At 69.6% G+C, this 19596-nt stretch carries 14 protein-coding genes; 8 read left to right on the top strand and 6 right to left on the bottom strand.

Going from position 1 to position 19596, the window contains the following annotated elements; genetic code table 11:
- Positions 1-6: 6 nt before the first annotated feature.
- Positions 7-1032: an ABC transporter substrate-binding protein gene (locus AC07RM_RS02965; protein ID WP_495332853.1), complete on the bottom strand. Its 1026-nt coding sequence runs from the start codon at positions 1030-1032 to the stop codon at positions 7-9.
- Positions 1033-1263: 231 nt separating this feature from the next.
- Here AC07RM_RS02965 and AC07RM_RS02960 point away from each other — a divergent pair, with 231 nt between their 5' ends.
- The 4 genes from AC07RM_RS02960 to AC07RM_RS02945 all read left to right on the top strand — a co-directional run bounded on the left by AC07RM_RS02960 (position 1264) and on the right by AC07RM_RS02945 (position 5197).
- Positions 1264-2082 (top strand): MetQ/NlpA family ABC transporter substrate-binding protein, encoded by an 819-nt coding sequence (locus AC07RM_RS02960; protein ID WP_495332851.1) that lies wholly within the window; start codon positions 1264-1266, stop codon positions 2080-2082.
- A complete protein-coding gene (locus AC07RM_RS02955; protein ID WP_495333412.1) occupies positions 2079-3176 on the top strand; it encodes a methionine ABC transporter ATP-binding protein in 1098 nt (365 codons plus the stop codon). Before AC07RM_RS02960 ends, AC07RM_RS02955 begins: the two co-directional genes overlap by 4 nt.
- Positions 3157-3813 (top strand): methionine ABC transporter permease, encoded by a 657-nt coding sequence (locus tag AC07RM_RS02950; protein ID WP_495332849.1) that lies wholly within the window; start codon positions 3157-3159, stop codon positions 3811-3813. Before AC07RM_RS02955 ends, AC07RM_RS02950 begins: the two co-directional genes overlap by 20 nt.
- A gap of 160 nt (positions 3814-3973) precedes the next feature.
- Positions 3974-5197, top strand: a complete 1224-nt coding sequence (locus AC07RM_RS02945) for an acyl-CoA dehydrogenase family protein (RefSeq protein ID WP_495332847.1) — start codon at positions 3974-3976, stop codon at positions 5195-5197.
- Positions 5198-5267: 70 nt separating this feature from the next.
- On the opposite strand, the gene AC07RM_RS02940 is transcribed toward AC07RM_RS02945, so the two are convergent.
- From AC07RM_RS02940 to AC07RM_RS02930, 3 genes are read right to left on the bottom strand one after another with little or no spacing between them, the layout of a single operon-like run.
- Positions 5268-11573, bottom strand: coding sequence for an alkaline phosphatase D family protein (locus AC07RM_RS02940; RefSeq protein ID WP_495332845.1), 6306 nt, complete (start codon positions 11571-11573; stop codon positions 5268-5270).
- Positions 11574-11584: 11 nt separating this feature from the next.
- The gene (locus tag AC07RM_RS02935) at positions 11585-13300 is read right to left on the bottom strand and encodes a hybrid sensor histidine kinase/response regulator (protein WP_495332843.1); all 1716 of its coding nucleotides are present in this window, start codon (positions 13298-13300) and stop codon (positions 11585-11587) included.
- Positions 13290-13913, bottom strand: a complete 624-nt coding sequence (locus AC07RM_RS02930) for a response regulator (protein WP_495332841.1) — start codon at positions 13911-13913, stop codon at positions 13290-13292. Before AC07RM_RS02930 ends, AC07RM_RS02935 begins: the two co-directional genes overlap by 11 nt.
- A gap of 204 nt (positions 13914-14117) precedes the next feature.
- Here AC07RM_RS02930 and AC07RM_RS02925 point away from each other — a divergent pair, with 204 nt between their 5' ends.
- Complete coding sequence (locus AC07RM_RS02925; RefSeq protein WP_495332840.1) at positions 14118-14693, top strand: helix-turn-helix transcriptional regulator; 576 nt, start codon at positions 14118-14120, stop codon at positions 14691-14693.
- A gap of 69 nt (positions 14694-14762) precedes the next feature.
- Here AC07RM_RS02925 and AC07RM_RS02920 read toward each other — a convergent pair whose 3' ends face one another.
- Positions 14763-16001: an acyl-CoA dehydrogenase family protein gene (locus AC07RM_RS02920; RefSeq protein WP_495332839.1), complete on the bottom strand. Its 1239-nt coding sequence runs from the start codon at positions 15999-16001 to the stop codon at positions 14763-14765.
- A gap of 272 nt (positions 16002-16273) precedes the next feature.
- Between AC07RM_RS02920 and msuE the strand changes: the two genes are divergently transcribed.
- Positions 16274-16870, top strand: coding sequence for an FMN reductase (msuE, locus tag AC07RM_RS02915; RefSeq protein ID WP_093352586.1), 597 nt, complete (start codon positions 16274-16276; stop codon positions 16868-16870).
- A gap of 36 nt (positions 16871-16906) precedes the next feature.
- Here msuE and AC07RM_RS02910 read toward each other — a convergent pair whose 3' ends face one another.
- Positions 16907-17251, bottom strand: coding sequence for a DUF3088 domain-containing protein (locus AC07RM_RS02910; RefSeq protein WP_495332837.1), 345 nt, complete (start codon positions 17249-17251; stop codon positions 16907-16909).
- Between the two features lie 131 nt (positions 17252-17382).
- Between AC07RM_RS02910 and AC07RM_RS02905 the strand changes: the two genes are divergently transcribed.
- On the top strand, positions 17383-18456 hold the full coding sequence (locus AC07RM_RS02905) for an LLM class flavin-dependent oxidoreductase (RefSeq protein WP_495332835.1): 1074 nt from the start codon (positions 17383-17385) through the stop codon (positions 18454-18456).
- A gap of 15 nt (positions 18457-18471) precedes the next feature.
- A complete protein-coding gene (locus AC07RM_RS02900; protein WP_495332833.1) occupies positions 18472-19581 on the top strand; it encodes an LLM class flavin-dependent oxidoreductase in 1110 nt (369 codons plus the stop codon).
- The last annotated feature ends 15 nt before the right edge of the window (positions 19582-19596 follow it).

Genomic DNA, 19596 nt, shown 5'->3' with positions numbered 1-19596 from the left:
CGGCGCTCAGGCCAGCACGTCCACCGTCAGGAATTTCGCGAAGCGCGCCGGGTCGGTGCTCTTCTTGAGCACCCCCACCTGCTTGAGGTCGACTGCATAGCTCTCGATCTCCTTCGCGAGATCGAAGCGCTTGGCGTGGTGCGTGTAGCCGATGGTCGAGAGGATGCTGCCGAGGTCCTGCTGCGCCACCTTCGGGAACAGCTTGCTCACCGCGCGCCCGGCCTCGTTGGGGTTCTCGGCGATGAAATCCGCCGCCTGGTGCAGCGAGCGAACCACGGCCGCCACCTGCTGCGGATTGCGCTTCACCAGTTCGCCGCGTGCCGCGACGATGCAGCACAGCCGGTCCTTGAAGTCGCCCTTGAGGATGTTGGCGATCTCGAGGTAGGCGCCGGGGTTGCGCTTCTCGATCAGGTAGAGGTTCGGGTCCGAGTCGGCGATGACGTCGATCTCGCCCTTCTTCTGCGCGATGTCGAGCTGGTCGGCCGGGAACACGCGCCACTGCACGTCCTGGTCGGGGTTCACGCCGCGCCGCGCCAGCGCGGTCGAGAAGAACTGGCGGCCATAGCCCGCGGGACTCGAGACGCCGATGGTCTTGCCCTTCACGGCCTCGATGCTCGCGATGCCCGAGGTCTTGGGCGCGAGCACGCGGATGCAGCCCGCGTGCGCGGTGCCCACCACCTTCACGTCGAAGCCCGCTTCCAGCGGCTTGAGCCAGGCATGGATCAGGCCCAGCGAGATGTCGGCCTTGCCGGTGGCGATCGATTCGAGCACCTGGTCGACCGCGCCCGCGAAATTGATGATCTCCACCTTCACGTTGTTCTTCGCGAAGTAGCCCAGCTCATTGGCGACCACGATCGGGCTCAGGCACAGGCCGGTGCCGGTCCACGACAGCGTGATCGGCTTGTCGTTGTCGGCGCCCCAGGCACGGCGGCCCAGCAGGCCGAGGCTGGCGGCGCCGAGCGCGGCGGCGGCACCGCGCACCAGCGTGCGGCGGCTCGGCGGAAGCGGGAGGGAAGGCAGCGAAGCGGTCATCGAAGGAACTCCAGGCAGGGTGGCATGCGAAGCCGTCGACCGTATCGGCGGGCCTGCGCCACGGCAACTTCGGAATGCGCATGTGCAAGCGCGCCGCCGGTGCGCGGCGCGGATCGATCCGCGCCTTCGTCGCGCAGCGAGATTGCTTGTGCGAAAACTTTCCTTTCCCGCCATGGCGCGGCCTTCGAAGATCGGCCGCAGCAAAAAACCGGCAACCGAAAAGAGAAAGTCATGCACACACGCAGTGTTCTTCGCGCCTTGGGCGCACTCGTCCTCGCCTCGACCGCGCTCTGGTCGCAGACCGCGGCCCTCGCGCAATCGCAGACCCTGCGCGTGGGCGTGCGCGGCGGCGTCGACGAGGAGATCTGGGAAGTGGTCACCAAGGTCGCCAAGCGCAACGGCCTCGAGGTCAAACCCGTGGTCATCACCGGCTCGGCCAGCCCCAACGAGGCGCTCAACAACGGCGACCTCGAGGCCAACTCGTTCCAGCACATCCCCTTCCTCAACGACCAGGTCAAGCAGCGCGGCTACAAGCTGGTCAGCGTGGGCAACACCTACATCTCGCCGATCGCCTTCTATTCGAAGAAGCACAAGGCCTTCAAGGACCTGCCCGACGGCGCCAAGCTCGGCATCCCCGACGACCCGAGCAACCAGACGCGCGCGCTGGTCGTGCTGCGCGACCAGGGCGTGCTCACCTTGCGCGAGGGCTTCGATCCCTTCAAGGGCACCGCCACGCTGGCCGACGTGACCGGCTACAGGAAGAAGGTGCAGCTGGTGGAGGCCGCCTCGGTGGTGCTCGCGCGTTCGCTCGAGGACGTGGACGCCTCGGCCATCGTCAACACCTTCGCCTACCAGGCCGGCCTGATCGCTACGCGCGACGGCCTCGCGGTCGAGAAGAAGGAGAACAACCCCTACGTCAACATCATCGTGGTGCGCGAGAAGGACAAGAACGCGGCCTGGGTCAAGCCGCTGGTCCAGGCCTACCAGTCGGAGGAAGTGCGCCAGTTCATCCAGACGCGGTACCAGGGTTCGGTACTGCCCGTCTTCTGAGCGCCGCGACGACGCCGGCGGCGCCGGCCCACATCGTCTTCGAGCAGGTCTCCAAGAGTTACGCGGGCGCGGCCGGCACGGTGGCGGCGCTCGAGGCGGTCTCGTTCGCCGTCGAGCGCGGCGAGGTCTTCGGCATCATCGGACGCAGCGGCGCTGGCAAGTCCACGCTGCTGCGCACCATCAATGCGCTCGAGGCCGCGAGCGGCGGCACGGTGCGCGTCGACGGCGTGGACGTCGGCGGCCTCGACGAGGACGGCCTGGTCGCGCTGCGCCGGCGCATAGGCATGATCTTCCAGCACTTCAATCTGCTGTCGGCCAAGACTGTGCGCGACAACGTCGCACTGCCGCTCAAGGTGGCGGGCGTGGAACCGCGGCGCATCCGCGAGCGCGTGGACGAGCTGCTCGAGCTCGTGGGCCTGGCCGACAAGGCTGATGCCTGGCCGGCGCAGCTCTCGGGCGGGCAGAAGCAGCGCGTGGGCATCGCGCGCGCGCTGGTGCACCGGCCGCAGATCCTGCTGTGTGACGAGGCGACCTCGGCGCTCGATCCCGAGACCACGCAATCGATCCTCGCGCTGCTGCGCGACATCAACCGGCGCTTCGGCCTCACGGTGGTGCTGATCACGCACGACATGGCGGTGATCCGCGAGGTCTGCGACCGCGTGCTGGTGCTCGACCGTGGCCGCCTCGTCGAGCTCGGCGAGGTGTGGCGCGTGTTCGGCAAGCCGCGGGCCGAGGCCACGCGCGCGCTGCTGCAACCGCTGCTGCACGACCTGCCGGGCGACCTCGCGGCGGCGCTGGTGCCCGACCTCGAAAACCTCGAAGGCATCCCGGGCCGGCCGGCCCTGCGGGTGCTGAGCCTGGGCTTCGACGGCGCCGCGCGGCCGCGGGGCCTGCCCTTCGAGGCACTGGCCGCGCTGGGCCCGGGCGCGACCTGGCTGCACGGCGGGCTCGACCGCATCCGCGGCCATGCGCAGGGCCGGCTGCTGGTGGCCGTGCCGGTGGGCGCGGACCCTTCTTTCGACATCGACGCCGCGCGCCAGGCGCTCGGGGCCGACCGCATCGAGGTCCTGGGCTATGTCCACGCCGCAGATTGACAAGTACGTCCAGGCCTTCTTCCAGACGCTGCTGATGGTGGGCATCTCGGCCTTCATCGCGATCGCGCTGGGGCTGGTGCTGGCGGTGGTGCTCACGGTGACGGCGCCGCGCAACCTCTATCCGCGGCGGCGCTTCCACAGGGCGCTGTCGATCGCGGTGAACGTCTGCCGGGCGATCCCTTTCATCATCCTGCTGATCGCGCTGCTGCCGGTCACGCGCTTCCTGGTCGGCACCACGCTCGGCACCTGGGCCGCGGTGGTGCCGCTGGCGGCCAACCTGATCCCGTTCTATGCGCGCATCGCGCAGGTCAGCCTCAACGACGTCGACCCGGGCCTGGTCGAGGCCGCGCGCGCCATGGGCTGCCGGCGCTGGCACATCGTGCGCCACGTGCTGCTGCCCGAGGCGCTGCCCGGGATCATCGGCGGCATGACGGTCAGCGTGATCGCGATGGTCAATGCCTCGGCCATGGCGGGCGCGGTGGGCGCTGGCGGCCTCGGCGACCTGGCGATCCGCTACGGCTACGAGCGCTACGAGACGCGCGTGATGTTCGAGGTGATCGTGATCCTGATCGCGCTGGTGTCGGCGATCCAGTTCGTCGGCGAGTGGCTGGCGCGGCGCGTCGACCACCGGCGCTGAACGCGCCGCGCATATCCATGCGCCGGAATGTTCTAAGCGAACGGGGTCCGGTTCGGCATCATGCGTGCAGCCGCCGCGGCAGGCGTCGCCGTTCTCCGATCCCGCGTTCCGGCCCGCCCCCGCTTTCCGCTTCCTCTTCTCCACCGCAGGCCGCCATCCAGTGTCCTCTTCTTCCGCTCTCCAGGGCACGCCATCGGCGGCCGATCCCTTCGCCGAGGACTTCGGCATCTTCACCGAGCCGGTGCTCGCGCTCGCGAACACCCTGGCCGCCAGCGCCGCCGAGCGCGACCGCGCGGGCGGCACGGCATTGGCCGAACGCGCGCTGCTGCGCCGCAGCGGCCTGCTCACGCTCGCGATCCCCGCGGCCCATGGCGGCCAGCAGGCGGCCTGGCCGCTGATCTTCCGCATCCTGCGCCGGCTCGCGCAGGCCGACAGCTCGCTCGCGCACCTGTTCGGCTTCCAGCACCTGCAGGTGGCGAGCGTGCTGCTGTTCGGTTCCGAGGCGCAGCAGGCGCGCTTCCTCGGCGAGGCGGTGGAGAAGCGCTGGTTCTGGGGCAATGCCGTGAATGCGCGCGACACCCGGCTGCAGGCGGCGCGCACCGACGACGGCATCGAGATCGACGGCGTGAAGGGCTTCTGCTCGGGCGCCCCGGACTCCGACGTGCTCAATGTCTCGGTGGTGCTCGGCCCCGAGCCGACCGACCGGCTGTTCGCCGTGGTGCCGACCTCGCGCGCGGGCATCACGGTGCTCGGCGACTGGGACAACATGGGCCAGCGCCAGACCGACAGCGGCAACGTCGAGTTCCGGCGCGTGCGCATCGCGCACGACGAGATCCTCGGCCCGCCCGGCGTGGCCTCGAGCCCGCGCGCCACGCTGCGCAACCTGATCGGCCAGATCGTGCTGACCGAGATCTACCTCGGCAATGCCTTCGGCGCGCTGCGCGCCGCCATCGAGCACCTGCGCGCCCACACCCAGCCCTGGCCCATGGCCGGGGTGGAGCGCGCCGAGGACGACCGGCTGCTGCAGCTGCGCGCGGGCGAGATGTGGTCGGCGCTGCAGGCCGCCACGGCGCTGTCGAACCAGACCAACGAACGCTTCCAGCAGGCCTGGGAGCAGGGCTTCGCGCTCACGGCCGACAGCCGCGGGGCGCTCGCGATCGACGTGGCCGCGGCGCGCACGCAGGCCGCGCGCACGGCGCTGCACGTCACCTCGCAGATCTTCGAGCTGGTGGGCGCGCGCGGCACCGCCTCGAAGCACAACCTCGACCGCTACTGGCGCAACGTGCGCGTGCACACGCTGCACGACCCGCTCGACTATCGGCACCAGGGCATCGGCGCCTGGCTGCTGGCGGGGGACGTGCCCAATCCCTACGGTTACGGGTGAGGTGGGCCGTTGTGGGCCGTTGTGTCCCCTGCCTGTCGCGCGTGACCCGCACGGCCGGCGCATCGATTCGCTACAGGAAGATTTCGCGCGTATCGGTCGTGAACTCGGGTTCCGCCTCGAGCTGGCGCAGGTGGAAGTCCAGCGTGAGCTTCCACCCGTCCGCGCCGAATTGCTCCTGCCTGCACTCGAGCCAGCCGTCTCCGTCCCAGCTGTCCAGCGTGGTCGCGACCACAGTGCCTCCCTCAACGGGGATTTCTTCCCTGGAATGGAGCGTGTCCTTGCTGGAGTTGGCAAAACGCATCGGCGCGTGCAGCGGCGGTGCAACGATGGTGATGACTTTCAGCTCGCTGTCGATCGCGACCTCGCCCAGGGCGGCGCAGTGATAGTCGCTCGACAGCAGGATCACGTTCGCGATCCTCTTGCGGCGGATGAGTTCGAAGATCCGCTGGCGATCCTCGCGGGCCAGCTGCCAGGTGTCGCAATCGCGCGGTGACGGGTTGCCGTCGCCGCTCTTGAGGCCGGGCGCAATGACCGATCCCGATACCAGCCACTTGGGCCTGCGCGCGGGTTGCCTGTCCAGCCAGTCCTCGAGCACGGCCCATGCCGCCTCGGTCAGTATCCGGCGCGTGGGCTTGAGCGTGCGCTGCGTGCGGGAGTCCAGCACCAGCATCGATGCGCATCCCGCCTCGAAGCTGTAGAAGTTGGTCAGCGAGGAGTCCGGCGCCACTTGCGGGAAGTGGATCAGGCTCGCGTCCGGCAAGAGGAGATTCGATGCAGCGCCAGGTCTCGAAGGCACGGAGGCAGAGGCCGGACCATGCACGCGCTGGAATGCGTGGAATGCGGAAAGCGCGGTCTGGGTTCGTTGTTCGCTCTCGTTCTCGGCCTGGAATTGTTCGAGCGTCCAGTTGTCGTTGATCTCGTGATCGTCGATGACCATCATGAGGGGAATCCGGGCCGCCACTGCGCGGAATCCGGGCGAGCCGAACGCGCTCCGGTAGCGCGGCACCACGCGTTCGATGGACGAGGACGTGTCGAAGAAGCCGGCACGCGCATCCGCGTAGATCTGGTCCCCCAGCATGAGCATGAAGCGCGGGGAGAGGCGCTCGGCACCGGCCGCGATCGCCTTCAGCGAGTGATCGGCGCGGTCGGCCTCGAGGCCCGTGATGCCCGGATGCCGGCATCCCGCGGCGAGGAAGACGACCGGGTCGGAACCGTTGGCCGACATCGCGCTGTCCGGTACGCGAACCTCGGCGCGATCGATGGGGCCCGGCTGGCGGATCAGGTGAGACAGCGTTCCGGGCGCGGCGCTGTAGGCGATGGCGGCAAGCGCTTCCTGTCGAGCCGTTTGCACCGCGATGAGCGCGTCGGCCGATTCCTCATCCAGCGGCTTCTTGGGCAGGATGCGGTCTTTGACCGCGGGCTGATCGCGCAATGTCCGGATCAGGTCGGGGCCGTGGAGCTTGAGCAGCAGTTCCCCGAGATTCAGATCGACAAGGTCCGCAAGCGGAAAGAGATGGCTGTAGGGGCGCAGTTCGCCCGGCATCGCGGGCCGGTGCCAGCCGCTCGGGAAGCGGGGGGGCCTGTCGGCGCTCGAGGTTTCCAGCGCTGGCGGCGCGCTGGCATAGGTGTAGACACCCAGGACCTTGATGCGCACGTCGCGGGCGCGCGCGGGAAGCACGACGTCGGCGACCACCGTGGCCACCGGGTAGCTTGCGACGGGCGTCCGCGATCCGCCGATCGTCGGCACCGCCGGTCGGGAGGGAAACAGCTCGGTGTCGAGTTCCCAGATGGCCGCGTCGCGGCACGACTTGCCATCCAGCGTGTACTCGGCGACGGTGAAGGCATCGGCCAGCGTGTCGGAGCTCATGCTGTCGAACTCGGCCCAGACGCGCACGAGCACCTGGTCGTTCTTGGCCGGCCGCACCCAGCCGACGAGCGGGCCGGTCATGGGAAGGCGCGCGTGGCTGGTCATGGTGGGCTTGCCCGGCACCGGGAGGCCGCGCTGCCACGCTTCGCCGAAGAAGAACTCGATGTGCGGATACACCTCCTGGGGCGCCAGGTGGCCGATCGTGCAATCGAAGTGCGCGTAGTCCTTCAGCCGCAGCGTCGACACCCGGCCGTACTGGCGCACGCCCTGCTCGTTCACGTCGGCATCGTTGATGTTGCCGAAGATGCGGTTGATCTGGTCGCGCGTGCGGTCGAGCGATTCGATGTCGAACAGCCGATTGGCCGTTCCCTGCATGAGCAGCAGGGGCATGTCCATGCGATCGCTCACGATCTGGTCGGAGAGGTAGTTGCGCCCGTCGTAGTCGACCATGCGCTCGTACTCGACGCACTTCACGCCATGCAGGAACACGCCGAGATTGGCGCGTCCGAAGTAGGTGTCCAGCTTCTTGTGGCTCTCCTCGCCGAGCTTGTCGTGGTCGACCAAGCGGCTCAGGAAGCCGGCCATGCGCTTGCAGGTGGTGGAGTCGTGGCGAAGCACCCGCAGGTCGCTTTCGCCCGGGCATGGCTGGTCGCCGCCGAAGGTTCCGAACAGGCGGTCGAGCATCGAGTGCATCAAGTCCGGCGCGACCATGCCGGCGGCGAAGTGCAGGTGGTCGCGCCCCACGATGTTGTGGATGAACGAGCCCAACTGCAACCGTGCCTGCGCCGTGGTCGAACCGATGACGTAGGGCAGGAATTGCGAGAACGAGACGCCCGCGAGGCGGTCGATCTTCTCGCGCCTGTTGCGCGGATGCTCGATCTGGAGAAAACCCTCCGCCAGCGACATCGCGAGCGAGGCCGAGCCCACGCAGTGGCTGAAGCAGAAGATGCGCAGACGCCTGGCGAGGTCGTCGGTCCTGTCCTCCGGCGGGAGATGGCCGGACTCGATCAGCTCCTTGGCGAGCACCTCGCAGACCGCATCCACGCCGGTCGGAATATCGAAGGCCGCGATGTCGTCCATGGTCGAGAAGCGCGCCGAGGCGGCGAGCAGGGGGCTGACGCGGTATTCGAGCATCCACACGTCCCAGCCCTCGTGCAGGAGGCGGGCTGCCAGGCAGTCCTTGCCGAGCTCCGGCGCCACGAAGGTCAAGGTCGATTGGGCGAAGCCATTGATCAACAGGATGGCCTTGGCCTTCTTGAGCCCCTCGCCGTGTCGCGTGTCGTCCAGCACCTGCAGGGGCTGCGGCTGCGGGTAGCGCACCAGCGCGAGGCGAACGGGCTTGTCCGTCTGCGGGGCGCGGACGCTGTCATGCACGGCCAGCTGGTAGATCCGCGGCTGGACCTCCACGTCGCCGTGCGTGCGGATCGTCGGAAATGCCTTCAGTGAACAGGCCGCGTAGAAGGTCAGCAGGTCCGGGTCGGGATCGGGGTTGGGATGGGGCGGTGGTGGCCCGCCGGGCGCGGGTGACGAGGTCGTCGGCTCGGTCTTCGGCAGGCCTGGCGCATAGTCCGGCGCCCGGAAGTCGAGGATGCGCGACAGCGCCAAGGCCCGCACCATCATCAACGGGTACCCGGCCATGTCGAGCAATGCGCCGAGGCTGTCGCCCGCAGGGCCAGCCTGCGGCAGCATGCTGCGGACGATCTGGGGCAGGTCCATGGCCAGGCGGCCATGCATAACCTGCCGTTTCCGCGCGCCTTGCGCGTCGGTCTCGAACAGGCGGACATCGAGCTCGCCGAGCTGGGCCCAGATGCTTCGGCGCGGGACGGGCGGCCAGCCGCCATTGCGGATGCGGTCGAGCAGCCATTGGCGCAGATCGGCCCCCGAGGCCGCGGCCTCGACGCGTTTGGATCCGAGCAGCAGATAGGTGGCAGGAGGGCCGGCATCCGGGGCCAGGTCGGCGACCAGGTTCAAGCGGTACTCGAAGACTCGCACGTCGGTGGCGTGCCACAGCGTCTTCGCGCCGCTGACGAGCGTGCGCAGCCAGGAGCGCTGCTTCCGGGCGGGTTGTCGATCGTTCTCCTCTCCCGGCGCCGATGCGCGTGGCGACTTGATCCAGTCGGGCAGCCAGCGGTTGAACGCGTAGGTGAGCAGGACCGGCAGGAACCGGCGCGCCCGCTGCAGGACCGAAGTTTCGGCGCGGCGGAACAGCTGCACTGTTCCGCCCTCGACCCGCAGGCAGAGGTCCGGCCCCGTCTTGCAGCTCAGCAGGAAACGCGGTGCCTCGAGCGGCGCGCCATCGTCTTGCGCGAAGGCCAGGGCTTTCACCTCGTGCTGCGGGTCACGCAGAAAGGCCTGCCAATCGGGAACCTCCAGCCGCACCGTGAGCGTGGCCGTCCTGTTGTCCCTGGCCTGGGCCTTGGCCGGGGCGAAGGCGTCGTCCATAAGCACTTCGCCACTCAGCACCTCGGCGAGCACGGCACCCGTCGGCGCGGTCACGTCCGTCTCGAAAGGCCGAGGCGCGGGTGGCGGCGCGAGGGCGATGTCGCTGTCGCTGTTGCGAGCGGGCGCGGCGTCGATGCCCCGCGCCATCAGTTCGCCCGCAATGTCCTGCGCGATGCGCGCGCAACTGCGTTCGGCCAGCGCGGTGATGGTCAGCAGCGGATTCACGCCGAGCGAGGTCGGAATGATGGAGCCATCGAGCACGTACAGCCCTTCGTGCAAGTTGCCCTGGGCGTCGAACACCTGGCCCAGGTGGTTGCAGACGCCATGCTGCGCGTCCTCGGCCATGCGGCATCCGCCGAGCGGATGCACGGTCACTCGCGCGCCGCCGAGATCGGGGCCTTCGAGCAGATCGCCAAGCTGCGCGGGCAACAGGTTGGTGGCCGGATTGCGCACGTAGAGGGCATCCTGGCCCATCTTCTCGACAGCGGGAGCCATGCGGGAATGCTGCAGATCGGTAGCCGACTCGCTCTCGGGAGCGGGAGTGGGACCACGCTCCGGCCACAGCCATCGCACGCGGTCGCTGCCGGCGTCGAAGCGGATCTCTCCCAGGCATGGGTCGTGTCCCATGCCCAGCAGCGTCAGCGTACGGGTGAGGATCTGCGCCTGCGGGGCCATCGGGTCACTGCCGGAGGATGCGGGAATGCGCCACCGGTCGAGGCGCGAGACCGTCGACAGCGTCTGCACCAGTTCCTGGAACACCGTGCCCAACAGTCCCGGTATCGCGCCGTCCTGTACCAGCGAGTCGCGCTGGCCGTCCGTCGCATCGCGGATCCGGATCATCGACGAGATGGTCGGGCCCACGTCCTTTCTCTGGTCACGGACCGACGCGGTGCGGCCGACGGCATGCACCGGCGCGTCCAGGCCGGTCGCGCAGGCAATGTCGTCGCCATTGCCCGAAACGCGCCGCCCCAGGTGCTCGAGCGGCAGCGAGAGCGCCTCGGTGCTTGCCTGGCCTTCGGACAGCCGCAGCGTGGCGTCCGGCTGGCCCGATCGCATCAGGATCTCGGTGGATCCGAAGGTGCCTGCCGAGAGGACCACGCGACGGGCCAGCACTTCGTAGATCCAGTCCTGGCAGCCGTCGTTGCCGGCGCGCTCGATGTCCCGGCGCAGCCTGCGCTCGGCGGTCCGCACGAACTGGATCGCCCAGGGATAGTCGGTGGAGGTCGAGCGCGCGATGCGCAGCACGCTGAGACCCGTGAACATGCGTGCGCCGGCCAGGCGCGCGGCAGGCAGGTAGGTCTTGGCCAGGCTGAGCTTGGCGTTGTGATTGCAGCCTGACACGCAGTTGCCGCAGCCCGTGCAGGGCAGGCGCGTACCCAGCGGTCCGGTATAGGGCTCGTAGCCTTCGTCGCCTGCCTCCCGCGTGGCGGCCGGGGACGTCCGCGGCGGCAGCTTCTTGCCGAAATGAACGGCCACCGGCACTTCCTCGAAGGTCGAACGAAGATCGCCGCCGAGCGTGGCCTCGACCTTGTCGTGCAAGGCCTGCATGCTGCGGTACTTCGGCGTCTCGCGCGGATCGAAGTAACGCCCCGGGGCCCCGACCTCGGACAACTCCAGCCGCTCCCGTGCCTTCGAATACCACTCCACCAGACCCTCGGCACGGATTTCGGGGGGCCATTCCCTGCGCCCCAGGACCTCCGGGTCGGCGGCCAGTCCGACGCCCGCATTGATCAGGCTGCCGCCTCCCAGCCCGTTGCCCACCAGCGCGCCGATGCGTTCGCCCAGCCGCAGGTCGAACAGCGCGTCTTCGTAGCCCATCACCTGCACGCCGCCGGTCTGGCTCGTCTCGGCCCGAACGTGGCCTCCCACCTGGCTCAGGTCGGTCGGGAACTCGCCGGCGACCCATTCGTTGCCGCGCTCGAGCATGCACACGCTGGCACCCGTTTCGGCGGTGCGCAGCGCGGCGACCGAGCCACCGTAGCCCGAGCCCACGACGACGACATCGAAGCGGCGTGCTTCGGCTGCCATGGCGATCAACTTCTCCGCGCTCTCCGACAGCCAGTGCATTTCGCGTCTCCTCAGTCCATGGTCCGAAAAATTCCGAGCATCCGCCGCAGCTCGCCCGGGTCCACCGGTTTGTCGAGCTTGGGCAGGCCCGAGTCCGACAGCTCCTTGAGGACGGCCTCGTCCGATTCACCGGTGACCACGATGACGCCGAGGTCCGGGTGCTGTGCGCGCAGTTCCGCGATGGCCTCGAGCCCGTTCAGGCCGGGCTCGAAGCGGTAGTCGACCATGACGACGTCGGGCTGCCATGCCTCGGTGCGCAACTGCTCGATCTGCGCACGCGTGCGGCACAGCCGCACATCGCAGGCCCATTGCGACAGCAGGGCCCGCGTGGCGTCGAGCACGGCCTGATCGTCGTCGACGACCAAGACCTTCAGGCCCGCGACCTCCGGGACCGCCTGCGCGGCCGCGTCGTCGTCGCCGGGCGCGTCGGTGTCTTGCGCATCGGCCGACACCAGCGGCAGCGTGATGGCGATGCAGGTGCCGCGATGGGTCTGGGGATCGGTCTCGGTCAGCGAGAGGTGACAGCCCAAGGACCTGGCGAAGCCCCGCACGATCGAAAGACCCAGGCCCATGCCGTTGGTGGAAGCGGTGTCGGAGCCGCGAAAGAACTCGTCGAAGATCTGTTCGCGCTGCTCCGGCGGGATGCCCGGCCCGGTGTCCGATACGCTGACCGTCGCCTGCTGCCCATGCACCGCGAGCGCGAGCCGTACGGCGCCTTTTTCGCCATGCTTGAGCGCGTTGTCGAGCAGATTGCGAACGATGCGTTCGAACAGCGCGGGATCGGTGTACACATGGGCGCGTTCGATCTGGCAGTCCCAGCGCCGGTCCCGGTCCAGGCAGAGGATGCGGTACTCGGTATCGAGGCGCACCACGAGCTGGTGCAGCGGCAGGTTGCGCGGGTTGGGACGCACGGTGCCGCTGTCGATCCTGGACAGGTCGAGGATCTCGGAGAAGAGATGGTTGAGACCCGCGAGCGCCAGTCCCAGCGCCTCGCGTGCGCTGGCCAGGGCGTGCGGGTCGCTGGCGCGCGCGAGCACGCCACCCAGCAGGCTGATGGCATGCAGCGGCTGCCGCAGGTCGTGGCTGGCGTTCATGATGAAGCGCGTCTTGGCCGCATTGGCGGCCGACAACTGGCGAACCAGCCTGGCGTTCCAGTTCCGGATCTCGATGCCCTCGGTCACCCGGCGAGCGAAGTTGAGCGCGAACATCGTGAGCACCATCCAGTAGATGACGAGTCCGGCGAGTACCGCGAACGCATCGACGTAGCGTGCCCTGAACCAGCCCGCGACAATGCCGCCCAGCATGAGCCCCAGATAGGTCGTGTAGATCGCCGGAATGCTGCCCAGGGACGGCAGACCTGCCACGCACCAGCAACAGAAGAAGAGCGTGAGCAGGAAGCGCTGCTCGGCGTCCACATGGGGAAAAGCGAAGACCGGCAGTGTCGCGATGGTCAATGCCATGACGACGGAACTCGAGCTCAGCAGACGGCGCGTGCGCACGATGCCTCCAGGCGCATCGAGCGTTTTCGCGACGCGGCCGAGCAGGGCATTCCGGCCCAGCAGGACTGCCGCCGTGGCACCGGCCCAGGCCGCGGCGCCTGCCCATCCGACGCCTGGCGCCGCAATGGCGGCGATGATCACCGCGCCCGCGATCGCGAGGTAGGAGGCGCGCGTCGACTGCGCCAGCGTGAGCCGCAGGATCTCGCGCTGTGCGTCGTCATTGTCCAAGGGCGATCCCCCGGCGATGCGCTTCGATCACGGCCTGGGCGCGCGAATTCACGTTGAGTGACCGGAACACCGCCACCGTGTGGCTCTTGACCGTGCCCTCGGACAACGCGAGCGCCCGGGCGATCTGCTTGCTTTGCATGCCGCGCAGCAGGCAGTCGAGCACTTCGCGTTGGCGCGGCGAGAGTCGCAGCGCATCGACGGGGGCGTCGATCGGGTGGCCCGCATAGCCGGCCGGCAGCGTCAGGCGCCTCTGGACCGCTTCTTTCAGCGCCAGGAACAGCGCGTTCTCGGTGCAGGACTTGAAGAGATAGCTGGACGCGCCTGCCGCGAGCGCGGCGGTCACGCTCGAGGCGCTTTCGTCCGCCGACAGGATCATCACGGGAAGCTCGGGCCTCAGCTTCTTGGCCTCGATGAGCATCTCGAGCCCCGATCGCCCTGGCAATTGCAGGTCCAGGGTCAGCAGATCGAAGTGGCGGCGGCCCTGCAGCGCGTCGACCAGTTCCTCCGCATTGCCCGTTTCGGTGACTTCGCAGCCACCCGACGCCTCTCGCGCCAGCAGTCGCACCGCCGTCCGGATCGCTGGGTGATCGTCGCAGATCAACAGGTTGAACAAAGTGCTCCTCCAGGCCTGTCCGGCTTGTTTGATGACGGTCTCTCTCCATCGCGGGTTCGCATCCTGCCATCAATTCGAGGCCGGAAACTATCCGTTTGGATGAGCCGAAGTGTGGATGCCGACGAGCGGCCGCCTGATTAGCCTTGGAGTGCGCGGTGCCATGCCAATTGCCGCGACCAGGAACGAGGACGAGGGCCTGGGCCGATGGCGCAGCTGGAGGTAGAGATGGAAGAAACGAGCTTGCAAGCGAGGGACCGCTTCCATGTGCACCCACCGTCGGAGGGGGCGACGGGGTGGGCATGGCGGGCCATCACGGTCGGCCTACCTGATCCGGTGGGCGCCGGGTCGATGCGCGTGCTTCGGATGCCGCTCGAGGGTGCCGCCCTGGCGTCCCTGCTGAGCTCATTGGCCGACGGGGAGTCGGTCATGCTCCAGAAGGTCGGCGACGACGGCCGGACGCTCGCCGTGACGCTTCCCTGCGCGGATCACGCGGCCGAATGGCCTCGGTCATCGGCGGCGGGCGTGCCTACGAACGCGACGCCATGGAACAAGCATTCCTCAGTGGACGCGCTTCGCAGGGCGCTTTGCATCACGGCCGCGGAAGCACGTGTCCTGACCGCACTCATGAGCGGCGAGTTGCCCAAGCAGTATGCGGCTCGGACGGGGTTGTCCGTGCACACGGTCAGGAGCCATATCTCGTCCCTGCTGTCGAAGACGGGCTGCCGGCGTCAGCTGGATGTGGTCCGCATGGGCCTGTCGCTCGCGGCGCGCGATGCCTGAGCCTCGTCCCGGGACGCAGGAGCCTCGGCTCTGCATGGCCGACTCGTGCCAGTGGCGCAGCAGCGGCGTTCAGCTCCTGCCGACCCGATAGAAGGTCGGCGGCGGCGTGCCGTTGACCGCGAAGGCGCCGACCTGGCGCTCGCGGTAGACGCGCGGGTTGTGCGAGGAGATGGTGCGCGCATTGCGCCAGTAGCGGTCCAGCCCGTGCGTGCGCAGCGTGGCCGAGGCGCCGAGCGCGTCGAACAGCTCGGTGCTCGCGTCGAGTACCAGCCGCGTGACGACCGAGACCGCCTGGTCCACCTCCACGTGCGAGGCGGCCGCGGCGGCGGCGCGCGCCTCGTCGGGCAGCACGCCGTCGAGGTGCGCATCGTGCGCGCGCTGCAGCGCGCCGGCCGCCTGCAGCACGATCGCGCTCGCGCCATAGGCCGCGCTGCGGCCGCGGCCCACCACCTGCAGGATCTGCGGATCGTCGGACACGCGCGCGGCATTGCCGTGGCTGTAGCTGCGGTCGCGCTCGCGCACGCGCTGCGCGAGGTCGTCGCTCGAGGCGCGCGCGATGCCGGCCAGCGAGGCCAGGTGCACGGTCTGGAAGTAGGGTGAGGCGTAGGGAAAGCGCAGCTTGCTCGGGTTGACCCACAGCGGATCGATCGCCACGTCCTCGAAGGTGGCGGTGCCGCTCGCGGTGAGCGCCTGGCCGAAGCCGTCCCAGTCGTCGAGCACCTGCACGCCCGCGGCTTGGCGCGGCACCGAGATCATCGTGGGCTGGCCTTCGTCGTCGTCGGCCACGGCGTTGATCCAGTCGGCGAACAGCGAGCCGGTGGTGTAGAACTTGCGCCCGTCGAGCCGCAACCCGCGCGGCGTGGCGCGCAGCCGGGTCGAGAAGGCGCCGACCTTGGCGTCGCCGGTCTCCGAGAAGCCCGAGCCCACGAGCTCGCCCGCGGCGAGCCGCTCGAGCCAGTGCGTGCGCCACGGCGACTCGGGCGCGAGCAGCACGTCCTCGGAGAAGCCGAAGTGCGCGCGCAGGGCGTTGACCACGTTGGTGTCGGCCGCGCCGAGCTCGGTCAGCAGCGCGAACAGCTCGACCAGGCTGGCGTCGGCGCCGCCGCGTTCGACCGGCAGGCGCAGCCGCGCGAAGCCGGCCTCGCGCAGCCAGCCGATCTCCTCGTGCGGCAGCTGGTGCGCGAGGTCGCGCGCCACCGCGCCCTCGCGGATGCGTGCGAACACGGCGCGGAACGGCCGCGCGAGTTCGTCGTAGCGCGCGCTGGGCGGTGCGCCCCAGGGATGGTCGATGGCGGAGGTGGGCGTCATGCGGGAAAGAGAGAAGAGGGGGAGGGGGAAGGCCGGCGCGATTCTGGGACGCGCATCGGCCGTGCGGAACGAACGATTGCGCACATCCATATGCGGCCCTTCCCATGGCCGCCGCGCATGCCTGCCATGCGCGCGGCGCACCCCGTACGGCGCATAGACGAAGTTCGCAGAAGCACATGCGAAAGTCGAGGTTCACGCGCCGCGCACGGCGCGCAGAATGGCCGCAGCCCTAGTCTGCACACGCGCAGCCCGCCGGCCGCGCCATCCATCCCATGCCCCAAACCCCCCTCAAGATCGTCGCCCTGTCCGGCGGCCTGCAACGCCCCTCGCGCACCCTGGTGCTGGTCGAGGAGCTGATCGAAGGCATCGCCCAGGCGATCCCCGTCGAGAGCCGCGTGATCGAGATCGGCAACCTGGTGCCGCAGTTCGGCGCGGTGCTCTACCGCCCGCAACTGCCGGCCGCGGTCGAGGAAGCCCTCGTGGCCCTCGAGTCGGCCGACCTGGTGATCGCCGCCAGCCCCGTGTTCCGCGGCGCCTACAGCGGCCTGTTCAAGCACTTCCTCGACTTCGTGCACCACGATGCGCTGATCGACAAGCCGGTGCTGCTGGCCGCGACCGGCGGCAGCGAGCGCCATGCGCTGGTGATCGACCACCAGCTGCGGCCGCTGTTCAGCTTCTTCCAGTCGCACACGTTGCCGATCGGCGTCTACGCCACCGACCGCGATTTCGAGAACTACCAGGTGCGCAGCGAACTGCTGCGCGCGCGCATCGCGCTGGCGGTCTCGCGCGCGCTGCCGGTGCTGCGGCAATTGCAGCCGCAGGCCGAGCGCGCCGCCGCGCCGCGGCCGCAGCTGCACGCCGTGGCCTGAAGCCGGGCCCCGGCGAGCAACTGCGGCCGCCGGAGGTCAATGCACCTTCGGGAAGCCGTGGCGCTCGGCCAGCAGCGCGAGGATGCGGCGCGTGTCGGTGACGAAACGCAAGGCGCCGAGCGACTGCGCGTCGGCCGGTGCCGGCGGCTCGTCGCCGAACACCAGCACCGGCAGGCTCTGGTGCGCCTCGTCGAGCAGCGCCACCACGGCCGCGCGCGGGCGCGGGAACGGCAGCCGGTGCACCTCGAGGCGCGCGGCCTGTTCGGGCGCCGAGGCCAGCAGCCCCTCGATGGGCAGGCCGTCGGGGCAGACGAAGGCATCGCCCGGGTGCTGGTCGTCGGTGAAGCCTGCCTCGAGCAGGAAGAGTCGGTCGCGGCTCATGCGAGGAATCCTTTGGAAGTCGGTGAAATGAAGAACCCAACGATGGAGCGAAGCCGCTCGCGGGCGAACGAAGAAAAGCACATGTGCATATCCGCATCGCGCGCTTGCGTTGCGGTGGTGGAGGCACGGCGATGAGCGAACCCACCGAATTCCTCTGGTATGTCCCCAACCAGGTCGTGGCCGGCCATCGCGGCGACGCCGCCGTCGAAGGCCACAACAGCCTCGACACGCTGACCCGGCATGCCCTGGCGCTCGAGGCGCACGGCTGGAAGGGCGCGCTGCTCGGCGCCGGCTGGGGCCGGCCCGACACCTTCACGGTGGCGACCGCGCTGGCCGCGCGCACCACCACCTTCGAGCCGCTGATCGCGATCCGCCCCGGCTACTGGCGACCCGCGCAGTTCGCATCGGCCGCGGCCACGCTCGACCACCTGAGCGGCGGCCGGGTGCGCATCAACATCGTCTCGGGCAAGGACCAGCTCGCGGCCTATGGCGACAGCGAGGGCGACCCCGAGCAGCGCTATGCGCGCACGCGCGAGTTCATCCACCTGGTGCGCCGGCTCTGGACCGAGGAGGGCGTGACCTACCGCGGCGAGCACTTCGGCGTGGAGAACGCCACCGTGCAGCCGCGCATCGAGGTGCGCGGCGCGCGACGCCATCCGACGATCTATTTCGGCGGCGCCTCCGAGGCGGCCGAGCGGGTGTCGGCGACCGAGGCCGACGTGCAGCTGTTCTGGGGCGAGCCGCGCGACGGCATCGAGGAACGCATCGAGCGGCTGAAGGCGCTGAGCCGCAGCCTCGACCGCGATATTCCGCCGCTGCGCTTCGGGCTGCGGGTCACGACGCTGGTGCGCGACACCACCGAGGAGGCCTGGGCCGATGCCGAGGCCAAGGTGGCGCAGATGGCGCGCGGCGCGGCGCCCGGCGAGCCCGACCGCGCGCAGGCCGTGGGCCAGCGCCGGCTGCTGCAGTTGCACGAGCGCGGCGAGGTGCTCGACGACAACCTCTACACCACGCCCGGCAAGTACGGCGGCGGCGGTGCCGCCACCACCTGGCTCGTGGGCTCGGCGCAGGACGTCGCGCGCTCGCTGCGCAAGTACCAGGCGCTGGGCATCACGCACTTCGTGCTGTCCGACACGCCCTACCTCGACGAGATCCGCCGGCAGGGCGAGCAGTTGCTGCCGCTGCTGCGCGATGCCGCCGCATAACCCTTCCTCATCGCCATGACCTCTGCTTCTTCCCACGGGCCCGGCCCGCGCTTCGGCATCTGGGCGCTGGTGCACGGCAGCCGCGCCGCGCTGCAGGACCCCGACGAGCCCTACGACGCCTCCTGGCGGCGCAACCGCGCGCTGGTGCTCGAGGCCGAGCGGCTCGGTTTCGACTCGGTGCTGGTGGCGCAGCACACGGTCAATCCGCACGATGGCGAGAGCGCGCAGCTCGAGGCCTGGACGGCGGCCGCGGCGCTGGCCGCGCTGACCTCGCGCATCGAGATCATCGCGGCCATCAAGCCCTATCTCTATCACCCGGCGGTGCTCGCGAAGATGGCGCTGGGCATCGAGGAGATCAGCGGCGGGCGCTTCGCGATCAACCTCGTCAATGCCTGGAACCGGCCCGAGCTCGAGCGCGCCGGCATTCCCTTCGCCGAGCACGATGCGCGCTATGCCTATGGCCGCGAATGGATCGAGGTGGTGGAGTCGCTGCTGCGCGGCGAGCGCACGCGCTTCGCGGGCGAGCACTTCAAGCTCGACGACTACCGGCTGAGCCCGGCGGGCCTGCACCGCGCGCGGCCGCGCATCTACGTGGGCGGCGAATCGGAGCCGGCGCGCGCGCTGGTGGCCGAGCGCGGCGACACCTGGTTCATCAACGGCCAGCCGCTGGCCGACGTGCAGGCGCTGATCGCCGACCTGCGGCGCCGCGAGCGACCGGCCGGCTGGGCGCCGCTGCAGTTCGGGCTTTCGGCCTTCGTGGTCGCGCGCGAGACCGACGAGGAGGCGCGCGCCGAGCATGCGCGCCTGCTCGCGCTCGCGGCGCTCGACGCGCCGCTGCGCGCGGCCAACAAACCCAACATCGATCCCAAGGCCGTGATGTTCCAGACCGCGCAGAAGTCGCCGCGCGTGGGCTCGAACGGCGGCACCGCGGCCGAGCTCGTGGGCAGCTACGACAGCGTGGCGCGCCGCATCGAGGCCTTCCACGCGGCCGGCATCGAGCTGTTCATGCTGCAGTTCCAGCCCTTCGAAGCGGAGATGCGCCGCTTCGCCGATCATGTGCTGCCGCGCGTGGCCGGCGCGGCCGCGCGATCGCTCGCAGCACGCGTGGATGCCGCCCTGGCCTGAGAGCGTCCATTTCGA

It is taken from the genome of Variovorax sp. GW821-FHT09B05 (assembly GCF_059418265.1).
Note: the sequence above shows the minus strand (reverse complement) of the source record. Positions and strands in the feature narration are given on the sequence as shown.

What these genes read in the sequence shown, in the direction of transcription:
- AC07RM_RS02900 (WP_495332833.1), top strand. Translation starts at nt 18,472, where the DNA reads ATGACCTCTGCTTCTTCCCACGGGCCCGGCCCGCGCTTCGGCATCTGG.
- AC07RM_RS02950 (WP_495332849.1), top strand. Translation starts at nt 3,157, where the DNA reads ATGTCCACGCCGCAGATTGACAAGTACGTCCAGGCCTTCTTCCAGACG.
- AC07RM_RS02960 (WP_495332851.1), top strand. Translation starts at nt 1,264, where the DNA reads ATGCACACACGCAGTGTTCTTCGCGCCTTGGGCGCACTCGTCCTCGCC.
- AC07RM_RS02940 (WP_495332845.1), bottom strand. Translation starts at nt 11,573, where the DNA reads ATGCACTGGCTGTCGGAGAGCGCGGAGAAGTTGATCGCCATGGCAGCC.
- AC07RM_RS02905 (WP_495332835.1), top strand. Translation starts at nt 17,383, where the DNA reads ATGAGCGAACCCACCGAATTCCTCTGGTATGTCCCCAACCAGGTCGTG.
- AC07RM_RS02920 (WP_495332839.1), bottom strand. Translation starts at nt 16,001, where the DNA reads ATGACGCCCACCTCCGCCATCGACCATCCCTGGGGCGCACCGCCCAGC.
- AC07RM_RS02925 (WP_495332840.1), top strand. Translation starts at nt 14,118, where the DNA reads ATGGCGCAGCTGGAGGTAGAGATGGAAGAAACGAGCTTGCAAGCGAGG.
- msuE (WP_093352586.1), top strand. Translation starts at nt 16,274, where the DNA reads ATGCCCCAAACCCCCCTCAAGATCGTCGCCCTGTCCGGCGGCCTGCAA.
- AC07RM_RS02965 (WP_495332853.1), bottom strand. Translation starts at nt 1,032, where the DNA reads ATGACCGCTTCGCTGCCTTCCCTCCCGCTTCCGCCGAGCCGCCGCACG.
- AC07RM_RS02910 (WP_495332837.1), bottom strand. Translation starts at nt 17,251, where the DNA reads ATGAGCCGCGACCGACTCTTCCTGCTCGAGGCAGGCTTCACCGACGAC.